Here is a 12295-nt window from a genome sequence, read left to right on the forward strand (position 1 = left end):
CTGTCTCGTTTACCTCGGCGCCGTCTACATCCTCGACGCCGTCAGCCGCACGTCGGCGTTGCGCCAGGCCTGGGCGAACTCGCGCTGGGTGTCGGTGGCCTCGGCGTTCTTGTTCTGCGCGCGCAGGCTTTCGGCCAGCCCGTACAGCGACCAGCCGTTGCCGGGGTTGCGCTGCAGCTCTTCGCGATAGACGCGTTCGGCCTCGGCCGGGCGCCGGGCGTCGAGCAGCACCGCACCCAGCGTCTGCCGCACCGGCGCGTGCCAGCCCGGGGGCTCGTCGTAGGGAATGCGGTCCTCGATCGCCATCGCCTCGCGCAACGCCGCCACGGCGACTTCGTGCTTGCCGCGCGCCGCGGCAATCTCCGCGGTGACCACGCGTTCGGCGATGCGCGCCGCGTGCGACAGCGGGTAGCGATTCCACACGGTCAGCTTTTCCATCGCCGGATCGGCGGCGAGCGGGCGCAGGGCTTCCAGATGGCGCTGCGCATCGGCCAGGCGGCGCTGCCGCACCGCGGCCATGGCCTGGGTGTAGTGCCAGATCGCGGTGACGTAAGGCAGGTCCGGAGCCGGGTTCGGCGCCTTGGCGATTTCCTCCCAGCGGCCGAAGCGCACGCGTTCGAACCAGGGCGTCATCCAGTAGTGCTGCAAGACCGCGAAGCCGTCCTTGCGCATGAGGTCCTGCAGGTTGGTGCGCTCGGCGGTGGTTTTCGCCGCCGCGTGCGCGACCGCGCTGCTGCCTTCCATGCTGGCGGCGAACCACAGGAAGTGGTGGTTGTGCGGCACGTAGCCGAGCGGATACACCCCCTGGGTGTTGCCGCGGCACAGCTCGAGATAGGCGTCGTCGGCTTCGATCGCGCGTTGGTTGGCGATCACCGCGTCGTGCCAGCGCCCGACCCGCGAATAGATGTGCGCGGGCATGTGCACCAGATGGCCGGAGCCGGGGATCAGTTCGCGCAGGCGGTCGGCCGCGGCCGCGCCGCGCTCGGGCGCGGACGAGGCCTCGACGGCATGCACGTACAGATGCAGGGCGCCGGCGTGATCGGGGTTGCGCGCCATCACCGATTCCAGGGTCGACACGACTTCGGCGGTGCCGCCCTTGGGCCGCTGCTTCTCGTCGTAGTAGTCCCAGGGTTGCAGGTCCATCAGCGCTTCGGCGTGGAAGGTTGCGGCGTCGAGGTCGTCGGGGCGCTGTTGCACGAGCTTGCGGGTGGCTTCGGCATAGGCCAGGTCGAGCGGTTTGCGATCGGCCGGCGGGTTTTGCGCATAGCGCGCCGCCAATGCCTGGATGAAGGCGCGTTCGCGTTCGCTGGCCTTCGGCGCCAGCGCCTGTGCGCGCTGCAGCCGGGTCCAGGCGTCGCCGTTTTCCTTCGGGTCCATCGCTGCGTTGACGTGCGGGCCGAGCACCAACGCCGCGCCCCACCAGCACATGGCGCAATCGGGGTCGAGTTCGGTGGCCTTGAGGAAGGAGCGTTCGGCGGCGTCGTGGTTGAAGCCGTAGGTCAGCATCAGGCCCTGGTCGAACCAGCGCTGCACCTCGGGGTGCCGGCTGGTGACCGGGAAGCGATAGTCGCCCAGGCCGTCGAGCAAATGCGCGCCGACCATGGCCAACTGCGGCGGCGACACCGCCGGCTCCGAGGCCGGCGGGTTGTCGGCGGTCGGGCCGGTGTTGCGGCAGGAGGAGACCGTCAGTAAAGCGAGCGCCAGCGAGGCGACGGCGCAGGACAGGACGAGGGGGCGGAACGCGGGCAGCGGCAGGTACATGGGGCCTCCCGGAATACGCGCAGGAGCGCGACAGCCGTGGTGGACTTCGGCCAGGGCGGGCACGGCGGCCAGCGTCGCGGCCCCGGGTGGGGACGGCAATGGCCCCTCGCTGCTTTCCGATCCCCAGACGCAGCGACAGGCCAGTTGGAACCCGGGGATTAAAGCAGGACGCGCATTAAGACCGGGTCAGGGAGAAGGACAATGGAGCGGGCAGGCGACGAACGGCGACGTCGGCCGTCATGCCGCTGCGCCCTGCGCCAGTTCCGCCAAGTGTTGTTCCAGCAACAAGCGGACCTTCGGTGTCGGAACTTGCGGCAGCTGCGCCAAGGGCAGGTCGCGGCCGATCCTGCGCGCAAGGATCAGGCCAACCAGGTAGCCGCCACGTGCGGGCTCCGGGCCCTTATGGCCGGCACTGAAGTAGCGGTTGGAATCGTCGGGGGCGACAGAGTCCAGCACCTTCAACAATCCGGCGGCGAGATCGCGCACGGTCGCGGCGTCGGCCTGGGCGAGCTTGCGGTCGTCGAGCAGCACCTGCAGCAAGCTCGCGTCGGGGTTGAGGCGTTCGCTGACGTAGGTCGCGATGCCTTCGCTCCATAGCGAACCGTACACCGGCGGGTCGTCGTCGACGATCAGGTCGGGCAACACCTGCGCGTGATAGAGGTGGAAGGACTCATGGTCGAGGAACACCGACAGGTTCGCGTCGGCGCCGTGGTAGCGGACGATGCCGTCGATGCCGATGAACAAGGGCAGTTTGTCCTGCCACGGCCGCAGATGGCCGTCGAAGCCGAACAGCGACGGCATCAGATAGATCGGCGCGCGCTCGCGGCGGAAGTCGGGGAACTCGACCTGGAAGTGCCGGACGTGGCGTCGGTAGTGGTGGCCGAAGCCGGCGCTGAGCTTGCGCACTTGGCCGGCCATAGCGTCGAAATCCGGCAGCCACTTGCCCAAGCGTTCGGGCGTCGGCTTCAGGCCGGCTCCGGCGTAGACCTCGGCGTGTTCGCTGAAAAACGTCGCGGCGAGCGCTCGTGCACGGTCGTCTGCGTCTCGCGTGTCGTCATAGGCCTGCCAGAACTTCGGCATCAGGTCGATCGGGCCTGGGGCCTCGGCGGCGACGGCTCCGCCAGCAGCGGCGAGCAAGGGCGATAGGGCGGCGAGGCGGAGCAAGTCGCGACGATGCATCTCGGGTCCTTTGGAGCGTGGCGTGATGAGGCGAATGCCGGCACGGCTGCGTTGCATCGATGGATGGGCAGTCGGAATCGGCGAGTCAAAGAGAACGAAATCGTGCCGGGAACGGACAGTGCGCAAGGTCATGGCGGATGGAGCGTCGCCGCAAGTTCGCTCGCAGGCTTACAAATAAAAACCGGGCGGGGACGGACCGTCTCGCGATCGATGAATTCGCGGGCCCTCGCTCCGGCCCTCTCCCGCGCATGCGGGAGAGAGACTAGCTGCAGCAAAGACTGGATGCGGGCTGTTTGCCGACCTTCCTTTCCTGGCCGTTGAATGTGCTTTCGCAAGGTTCAGGGCTGGGTGAAGCAGAGCCTTCGAGCACCGCTTGAACACTGACCGCCACGTTGAAGCATTCGATGGCCGTTGTATTCGCGTTGCTGCGTTGTGGAGAAAGGGCGGACTACGCGCGCGGCTGATGCGCAGGCGCAGACTCGGTAGGAAAGGGGAATCTCGCTATGCCTTGGTCGGCGCTCGCGCTGTGCCTGGTTCTGACGGTCTGTGCGGCAAACGCCAGTGCGCAGCGCGGCCGCTCCTCTTCGCGCGTCGAACCCGGCAAGGCCCACATCGAGACCCTCGAAGCGCAGCGACAACGGCAAGCGTCCGAGCGTGCCCAAGTGGAGCACAGGTTCCAGCAAGATGCAGCGGCGACCGACAAGGAACTCGCCACCGGCACGCTCAGGGGGGCCAGGGAATGGATCAACGGCCTCTCTCCCAACGAGTTGCAGGCGCATCTCAGCGGGCTGCACGGCGCCGGCCTGTCGCTGCGGACCGCATCGCCAGGAGCTGTGGGTCCGATGGAAGCCGCGGCGGCACGCAGGCAGTATCTGGCCGAGGTAGAACGGCGCATCGACGCCCACAACGCCGAATGGGTGTCGAAGCTGCGCCCCACCGACGCGAAGCAGTTGCTGGCCTTCGCCAGGAAGCGGCAGGCGGACGCGAGCTTGGACAAGATGCCTTCTCGCATCGTGGATGCGTGGCGGGATTCCATGCAGGCCGAACGGACGTTGCTGCGAGAGCAGTTCGCTCTGCTCGACGGCGACGCGGCCAGATCCGAGCGCATGTCGTATTTGCCGGACATCGAGTTCGCCGCTCCCGGCAAGCTGAGCGAGCACGAACTCGGCTACCGCCAACAGGCCTTGAGCGACTACATCCGTAACAGCCCGATCCTGTCGAATCTTGCGCTGGACCAGTGGCAGTTCCGTTCGCCGCAGATCGAATCGACCTGGCGGGCGCTCAAAGCATTGGAACAACCGTTGCCCGGCGGCGTGCCCGAGGTCGTCTATTTTCTCGACAGAGTGGTCGCCCACGACGCCATCGCCGCGTTGGATGCGGGCTGGGGTACGTCGAAGCGGCGCTCGCGCTTGCTCGAACATGCCGACGTCGACCGGTTGCTGTCCGAATTCAAGGGCAAGACCCTGGTCCTGGTCGGCCATATGGAGAACCGACATTTCGTCATGGATCGCGGGCCGGGGCGCGAGCCGCTGGCGCTGGATCTGCCGGGCCTGCTGCAACGCGCCGCCGAGCAAGGCGTGCTGCTGATGCCCATCGGCTGCAGCTCGGCCAACGAAGGCGCGTACTTCGGCTTCACCCATCCGATCAGCGCCAGCCAGGTGTCCAAGCTGCTGCAGGCGATTCCGAACCGGCCGATGGCCGTCGGCGAGCTGTTCGCAGCGTTCGACGGTATCGGAAAACTCGCGCTGGATGCCGGGCATTCGGCCGAGTATCTGGAAGTCACGGTCGCAGCAGTCACCGAGTTGCAGGGGCTGGGCGAGGCCATCAGCGTGATCCGTATTCCTGGTAGTGCCACGCAAACCGATGAAGACTTCGCCGGCTACTTCCAGCAATGGGAGCAGGAAAGCCGGCCGGTTCTGGACAAGGGCGTGGCCGGTGGGTTACGCACCGCAGTGCGTGAAGCGCCCTGGAAGTTCCTGCTATGTGGCTTCGTGCTGCTGGCGGCGCTCAAAGGCTGGGAATGGCTGCGGGCGAATATCGTGCCACGCAAAGGACTGATCTCGCGGGTCGAATATGTCAGCCGACAGATCGTCGTGTGGACAGGTGGCGTCGCGATGCTGGTGGGGCTGATCTGCTACGCGATATTGCTATGGCCGGTTGTGCTGATGTTCGTGCTGGTGGCGGTTGGAGCCTTCGTGTTCTTCGGCCTGCAGGCCTTGTTTCAACACTACTTCGGGTTCAATCATGAGAAGTAACGCTGTCGTTTCTTACCTCAAGCGTGTCAGCCCCGAGCGGGTCGATGCGCTCAAGAAGGCCTTCCCCGATGCCGACGCCTTGTTCTCAACCGATCTGGTCCTGGGCGAAGACGATGTCGTACCGACCCCGCGCGCGGCCCGGCTCGCATTGATAGGCGAGGCCGCAGCGCGGCTCCAACCCGATATCGAAGGCCTGATTCAAGCCTTGCGCCATCGCAGCCGTCGCATCGCCCGCTTGCGGCTCGCAGGCGGCCTGGTTGCTGCGATCGCCGGCGCGGCCGGTGCGGTGGTGGCGCTTCTGGCCGGACAACTGGGATGGTCGAAAGAGGGCGTCGCCGTCGCAGGCTCCACAATCGCGATGCTCGGCGGCCTGTTGACCGTGTTCGCCGATCATTTCGAGCGCAGCGAGAACGGCGAGAAATATTCGGCAGTGGAGGTGCTGCCCAGGCTGGTCGAAGCGCGCGCGAGCCTGGCCCGCGCCTTGCTCAGCGTGCAGCGCGATTCGGTGTTCCCGCTCGGCGATGCCGAGATCGACGGCACTCTCAAGGCGCTCGATGAATCCGCCGTCGAGGTCATGCGGTTGAAGTACCTGGCGCAGGCTTAGCGGTTGGCGCTCCGTGCTTTACGTTCCGCTTACTCGATCTTCACGGTCGCCTGCCCAAGGCACGGGTCGAATGCGTGCGTCCTAGTTCGTATCGGGAGCATGAGCATGAAGCGATCCTGCATCTTCGTCGCATCGGCATTGTGCTTGTCCGTTTCCGGCGTGGCGGTCGCCGGCATCGTCACCGTCAACGGGCACGGCCAGAGCTACGACCCCGGCATCGCGCTGGAATACGCCCGCGCCGATGCCGTCGCCAAGTGCACGGCCCAGGCCGGCACGCCGCTGGAAGAGATCTACAACCACATCACCCGGGCCAACTTGTGGCTCGCGGATTCGATCTGGCGCTGCGAGGTGCCGTGATCGATCGAGAGCGAGGGCAGGTTCACTCGCCGAGGCCATTCGCCGGAAGATGTGCGCGCAGGCCTCGGCGATGTGAACCCGACGGTTTGTGACCGGAGTCTTCAGCCGGGGGCCTTCGCGCAGGCAACAGCCTGCGACGACGCATGAAACTCGATCAGCAGCCCCAGGTCGCTTTGGGTCGGCGCCAGGAAGGCCTCGCCGAGTAGCCCACGGTAGCTTGCGAGTTCGATTTCGTATCCGCGCTCGACTCGCCTTTTCGCCAGCCCGATATCGGCCACGGCGATGCTGAGGCCGAGTATCTGGCGACCGCCGCTGCGCAGCGCCTGTGCAGCCACGCCGGGGCCGTCGGGTTGCAGGGCGAGCACTCGCTTCTCGCCCACCGGCACGCAGTAGCCTTGCGCCGCTAGCTGCGGAATGCGCACTGGCGTAGCGCCGGCGAGGCCCATCCGCTCGAACTGTCTGCGATCCGCGTCGGCGTCCGAGGAGAGCAGCCATAACCCGGTCACTGCCTGGGCACCGTTCGGGTGCTGCGGTGCGATGCGCTCGTCGGAAATACGCGCCGGGGTTGCGTCCAGCGCGGCGTAATCGATGAAGAATAGATTGCTCGAAAGCGGCTGCGGCTCGAACGCGAACAGTCGCCAGCGCGGCGGCCTGGCCGGGCCGTCGCCATCGGGATCGGTGAGCGAGGCGGTGAAGATCGGCGTCGGCACGAACGCCTGTTGCTGCAGGAATTCATGCGCCTGGTCGAGGATCGACGAGCGCAGGCCGAAGGTCCGCGAGCCCGCGCCACCGCGCAGCGAGGCCTGGTCGGCCTGCATGCCGGGGTCCAACTCGGCATCCGCCCGTAGGATCCCGAACAACTCCAGATAGCTGCGATCGGCCATCCGCACATAGCGATTGGCCACGCCCCCGGCACTGCGCCCCGGCCTGACCTGGAATCCGAGCTTGACCGCCATGACCGCGCTGATCTGATCTATGTCGCGTCCCCACAACAGGGCGTGGTCGATCTCGGTGGTGTTTCCGACCGATTCGGCTGCGGTCGCCACCGATGACGCGATACCCAGGACCAGGGCCGAGCACAGGACGAACGTGCGTGTCGTGCTCTTGCTTTGCTTCAACCTCATTCCCAACCTCCGTACCAACAGTGCGATGGCAGGCAGGATGCGGGCATGGCCGGCCTTGAGGCGAGCACGGGCGGCCGCTGCAGAGCATGGGAGGATGAATGTTTGCTGTGCACGATCGCTGCCGCTTGCGGCGGAGCAGGGCGCATGCTGCGAGTTCCTTCGCAAATCGTCGTTGCGAACTTGTCCTGAATGCGTCGCTTCTTGCGTCAATCATCCGTGTGGACGCAATGCGGCCTGCCGATATCTTTGGCAGACCCCATCGCGTCCTCAGGATTACCCGGTCAGCGGTTTAGATCGTGACCGATACCGTCTGATTCCAAACGGCGCCGACCGGTGCGCTGGCGTTGTTGTAGGTATACGGCGTGGTGCCGACGGTGACGGCGAACTTCGCCGGGCCGCCCCAGTTGATGCCGACCATGGTCAGGTCGTACTTGCCCGGCGGCAGGATCGAGTTGAGGTTGACGGCGTAGCTCACCGGGTCGTTGTAGCCGGAGGTGATGTGGAGGATCTCGGAGGTGCCGGCTCCGGTCGATGCGACGATGTAGAGTTCGTTGTCGCAGGCGCTTACTTTGATCGCGGTTGCCATGTGGATATTCCCTTTCCGGTGTGAGTGATGTTGCGGAGTGAATGAAACGGTGTTCGCTTGTCTGCGGCGGTTGGTCGTCAGGTATTGCGTTCCCCCTGTGCGATTCGGAGGGAGGTGCCATGCATCGTCACCTCCGCGCGAACAAACGCTGCAACCACAGTATTCGTGAAGGCACTCGTCGAAACGGTTTCAATAACGGCTCACGCAGGTATCAGTTCCATCGCATTCCTGCGGAAGCAGGGCGCCTTACTGGCCGTCGCTTCCTGCGAGTGCGATCGGCGCGGCGCGAACGATCCGCATGACCGGCACGTCGAAGCAGCGAGCCAGCTCGTGAGCGATGCGGAAACGCACGGCGCGGCCGGATTCGGCCCGTTTTATCGTGGCGATGGACACGCGGATGTTGCGCCGCCAACAGTCGTCGGCGAGGCCCTGTTGGCTCAACAGGCGGCTTTGCCGTAGCCGACGCAGCAGTTCGTTGTCGAGAACGACCTGTCCCCGGTCCAGCAGCGGCTTCGCGTGGTCCGCAGCGGCGGCATCGTCGTTCCCGGACAAGGCAAGCGCGAGGGCCGATGGCGAGTCGAACTCGTTGTCTGCGATGGGGTCGGGCAGGATGAAGTAGTCCATTGAACAATCCTCGCGGGTATGGGGTGTGACCGCGTCCGAGCGGCCTCGCATCGCCGCTCCTTCTCCTCGACGCCCATCCGAACAACGGCGGATCGAGAGGCGGAATGGATTGCGATGCGTCGGCGATCACCTTGACGGCGAGAGCAGCGACTCGCCTTTCGGAAACCTGCCGGTTCGTATCCTGCTGTTTTGCTGCGCGTTTCTTGTGAGACGGCTGTTGGTCCGCGAATCGGGATTCGCGGGTTGCCGAGGTTCGGCAGGAAACGGGAAGGTTCGCAGGCCGGGAAATCGCGACGAAGTTCGCTTGCTCAGCCGATTGACGGGCGATGAGTCGGGTCGATGACCGCGCAGCGAGTTGATCGGCCGTTAGCCAAGGTTAGTCAGCGTTAGCGAAGTCGAAAGGATCGGCCGACGCACACGGCATCGCTGCGCGTCGAGTCGGCGCGGTCGATGAACGATGCAATTGGATGCCTTGCGGCAGCGGTCTGTCCGTCGCGCTAGGTGCGGACGGCGGTCGCGACTGAGGTCCGATCGGTTCGGTCGCGGTGTTCGGTTCAGCGTCGAGTGCCCAATACGCCGTCCAGCGCCAGTTCGGCCTTGAACCCGGCCTTGTCGAGCCGCTTGGCCACTTCGCGCGGTACATCGCGGCCGCTGGTGAGTTTGTTCGGGCTGCCGGTGTAATGGAACAGGCGTCCACCGCGGCGCAGCACCCGCGCCAGATGATCGTAGAACGTCTGCGAGTACAGCTCGCCGGCGATGCCGAATCGCGGCGGGTCGTGGAGCAGGGCGTCGACCGAGGCATCGGCGATCCGCGCGATGGCCTGCGAGACGTCGGCATGGGTCAATCGCAGGCGGCCGCCGCTGGCGGCTGCGTCCGGGTCGGGCGACCACGGGTTGAGGGTACGCAGCCACAGTACGTCTTCGTTCTTCTCGAACGAATGGATCTGGGCAGCGCCGGCTTCGAGGCAGCAGGCGGCGAAATAGCCCAGGCCGCCGCAGGTGTCCAGCACGACCTTGCCGCGCGGTTCGACCAAGGCGACCTTGCGCTGCGCATCGTCGATCGGCGATGCCTTCGAGGTGGGCAGCATCTTGATGCCGTCGATCTCGAAGGTCGGCGCACCCCATTCGGTCGGCACCAGCTTGATCAGCGAGCCGGAGAAGCGCGACACCGGCGCGAAGTCGTCGCCGTCCCAGTGGTAGATCGTGCGGTCCTTGAGCTTGGACGGATACCGATAGCGCTGATCGCGCCAGATCCAGGCTTCCGCTTCCAGTCGCGCCTCGCCGGTCGAACGCCCCAGATCCAACGAGCCGGTCCAGGTGCCGGTGCCGGCGGCGCGCGCGGCCAGCAGTATTTCGGCGTCGGGGCGGGTAAGCAGGGGACCGGAGTAGTGCGGCACGGCAGGTGTTTCCTTGGGGCAGTGATCGGCAGGCGCGCAGGCGACGAAGCGGGGATGCGCCCAAGCGTGGGACGGAACGATAGCGCGGCAGGCCGATCGCGGCCAAAAAACCGGGAGGCCTCGGGTTCGGTCGCGGGGACCGGACCAGGCCGCGATCAGGCCGGAGAGGCTGGAAACCCGTGACGCCAGGACTTATGCCGGCGGCCATCACGGCCATCTGTGCCAATCCTGGCTGATGACTGCGCCCCCCAAACCATCGGCCTACGACAGGCCGGCCGGGCTGCGCTAGGCTGCGGCCTTTCCAGCGGGGACCGCATATGAAGCCTTCACGTTTGAGCCTGGGCCTGGCGCTTGCCGCCGCGCTGGCTATTCCTTCCGTCCACGCCGCCGGTTCCACGGCAAGTTCCGCGGCCGGCGCCGCAGGCAAGGGGCAGCCCCGGCTCGGCAGCTTCGGCGTCGACATGTCGGCGCGCGACACCAAGGTCAAGCCCGGCGACGATTTCAATCGCTATGTCAGCGGCCACTGGCTCGATACCTATCAGCTGAAGGACTACGAGACCTCGTACGGCTCGTTCAACATGCTGCGCGACCAGTCCGAGGCGCAGGTGCACGCGATCATCGAATCGCTGCAGCAGCGCAAGGACCTGACGCCGGGCAGCGACGCATCGAAGCTGCGCGACTACTACGCCAGCTACATGGACCGGGCCGCCCGCGACGCCGCCGGCATCCGCCCGCTGCAGCCGGTGCTCGACCGCATCGCCGCGATCGACTCGAAGGACGCGCTGGTCGCCGCCTTCGGCAGCACCGACCTCGACGGCACCACCGCGCCGCTGCGTTTCGGCGTCGACCTGGACCGCAAGGACCCGGACCAGTACCTGGTCGGCCTGCGCGTCGGCGGCCTCGGCCTGCCGGACCGCGACTACTACCTCAACCAGGACGCGCGCTTCGTCGGCATCCGGACGGCGTATCTGGCCCACATCGAGCGCATGCTCGGTTTTGCCGGGGTGAGCGATGCGAAGGCGCGCGCACAGGCGGTGCTGGCGCTGGAGACCGAACTGGCCAAGCCGCAGTGGGAGCGCGCCAAGCTGCGCGACCGCGACAAGACCTATAACGTCGCCACTTTCGCCGAACTGGCCAAGCAATACCCGGGTTACGACTGGGCCGCACAGGTCAAGGCGCAGGGCATGCCGACGCTGGACCGGGTCAACGTGATCACTCCGAGCGCGGTGCAGCCGGTGCTCGACGCGATCGCCGCCACGCCCTTGCCGGTGTGGCGCGATTACCTGAGCTTCCACGCCGTGCGCAACAATGCGCCACTGCTGAGCCGCGAGATCGACGATGCCTCGTTCGCCTTCACCGGCACGGTGTTGAGCGGCCAGAAGGCCCAGCGCGACGATTGGAAACGCGCGGTGGCGACGGTCGCCGGCAGCGACGGCCTCGGCGATGCCATGGGCAAGCTGTATGTCGAGCGCCATTTCTCGCCGCAGGCCAAGGCCGCGATGCAGACCTTGGTGGAGAACCTGCGCAAGGCCCTGCGCAGCAATATCGAGAAGATCGACTGGATGGGCGAGGGCACCAAGGCCGAGGCCTACCGCAAGCTTGCCAGCTTCCGTCCCAAGGTCGGCTATCCGGACAAGTGGCGCGACTACGGCAGCGTCGCCATCGTCCCGGGCGACCTGATGGCCAATGTCATGCAACTGCGCCGCTACGGCCGTAACGACCAGGTCCGCCGCATCGGCACCCGCCCGGACCGAGACGAGTGGTTCATGACGCCGCAGACGGTCAACGCCTATTACAACTCGACCTTCAACGAGATCGTGTTCCCGGCCGGCATCCTGCAGGCGCCGTTCTTCGATCTCAACGCCGACCCGGCGGTGAACTACGGCGGCATCGGCGCGGTGATCGGCCACGAGATGGGCCACGGCTTCGACGATCAGGGCAGCAAGTCCGACTACGCCGGCATCCAGCGCAACTGGTGGACCGATGCCGACCGCGCCGGTTTCGAGCAGCGCACCCAGGCCCTCGGCGCCCAGTACAACGAGTTTTGCCCGTTGCCGGGCCAGTGCGTCAACGGCGCGCTGACCATGGGCGAGAACATCGGCGACGTCGGCGGCATCTCGATGGCCTACACCGCCTATCAGCTCAGCCTCGGCGGCAAGCCGGCGCCGGTCATCGACGGTTTGAGCGGCGACCAGCGTTTCTTCCTGTCGTGGGGCCAGATCTGGAAGGGCAAGTACCGCGACGAAGCGCTGCTCAACCAGATCAAGACCAACCCGCATTCGCCTTCGCAGTACCGCGCTAACGGCCCGCTGCGCAATTTCGACCCGTGGTATCGCGCGTTCGACGTGAAGCCGGGCGACGCGATGTACCTTGCGCCGGACAAGCGCGTGCGGATCTGGTGAGCACGG

At 66.3% G+C, this 12295-nt stretch carries 10 protein-coding genes; 4 read left to right on the forward strand and 6 right to left on the reverse strand.

Annotation, left to right across the window (positions count from 1 at the left end; genetic code table 11):
* Nucleotides 1–24: 24 nt before the first annotated feature.
* Both LC490_RS09170 and LC490_RS09175 read right to left on the reverse strand, forming a co-directional pair.
* Entirely contained in the window at nt 25–1761 is a 1737-nt protein-coding gene (locus LC490_RS09170) for a hypothetical protein (RefSeq protein ID WP_152565998.1), read from the reverse strand.
* A 237-nt stretch (nt 1762–1998) separates the two neighbouring features.
* A complete protein-coding gene (locus tag LC490_RS09175; RefSeq protein WP_223620005.1) occupies nt 1999–2940 on the reverse strand; it encodes a hypothetical protein in 942 nt (313 codons plus the stop codon).
* Nucleotides 2941–3443: 503 nt separating this feature from the next.
* On the opposite strand from LC490_RS09175, the gene LC490_RS09180 reads away from it, so the two are divergent.
* The 3 genes from LC490_RS09180 to LC490_RS09190 all read left to right on the forward strand — a co-directional run bounded on the left by LC490_RS09180 (nt 3444) and on the right by LC490_RS09190 (nt 6156).
* Entirely contained in the window at nt 3444–5195 is a 1752-nt protein-coding gene (locus LC490_RS09180; protein ID WP_223620006.1) for a hypothetical protein, read from the forward strand.
* The gene (locus LC490_RS09185) at nt 5185–5799 is read left to right on the forward strand and encodes a hypothetical protein (protein WP_223620007.1); all 615 of its coding nucleotides are present in this window, start codon (nt 5185–5187) and stop codon (nt 5797–5799) included. The genes LC490_RS09180 and LC490_RS09185 overlap by 11 nt, the downstream gene beginning before the upstream one ends.
* A gap of 105 nt (nt 5800–5904) precedes the next feature.
* Nucleotides 5905–6156 carry a hypothetical protein gene (locus LC490_RS09190; RefSeq protein WP_152565996.1) on the forward strand — a complete coding sequence of 84 codons (252 nt, stop codon included), beginning with the start codon at nt 5905–5907 and terminating at the stop codon, nt 6154–6156.
* A gap of 101 nt (nt 6157–6257) precedes the next feature.
* On the opposite strand, the gene LC490_RS09195 is transcribed toward LC490_RS09190, so the two are convergent.
* From LC490_RS09195 to LC490_RS09210, 4 genes are all read right to left on the reverse strand, one after another.
* Nucleotides 6258–7274, reverse strand: coding sequence for a VOC family protein (locus LC490_RS09195; RefSeq protein WP_223620008.1), 1017 nt, complete (start codon nt 7272–7274; stop codon nt 6258–6260).
* Nucleotides 7275–7569: 295 nt separating this feature from the next.
* On the reverse strand, nt 7570–7866 hold the full coding sequence (locus LC490_RS09200) for a hypothetical protein (RefSeq protein WP_223620009.1): 297 nt from the start codon (nt 7864–7866) through the stop codon (nt 7570–7572).
* Between the two features lie 246 nt (nt 7867–8112).
* The gene (locus tag LC490_RS09205; protein ID WP_223620010.1) at nt 8113–8490 is read right to left on the reverse strand and encodes a hypothetical protein; all 378 of its coding nucleotides are present in this window, start codon (nt 8488–8490) and stop codon (nt 8113–8115) included.
* 554 nt (nt 8491–9044) lie between these two features.
* Nucleotides 9045–9887 (reverse strand): SAM-dependent methyltransferase, encoded by an 843-nt coding sequence (locus tag LC490_RS09210; protein WP_223620011.1) that lies wholly within the window; start codon nt 9885–9887, stop codon nt 9045–9047.
* A 317-nt stretch (nt 9888–10204) separates the two neighbouring features.
* On the opposite strand from LC490_RS09210, the gene LC490_RS09215 reads away from it, so the two are divergent.
* Nucleotides 10205–12289, forward strand: a complete 2085-nt coding sequence (locus tag LC490_RS09215) for a M13 family metallopeptidase (protein ID WP_223620012.1) — start codon at nt 10205–10207, stop codon at nt 12287–12289.
* Nucleotides 12290–12295: the final 6 nt, after the last annotated feature.

Source organism: Lysobacter sp. ESA13C (genome assembly GCF_019970005.1).
Lineage (GTDB): Bacteria > Pseudomonadota > Gammaproteobacteria > Xanthomonadales > Xanthomonadaceae > Lysobacter > Lysobacter antibioticus_B.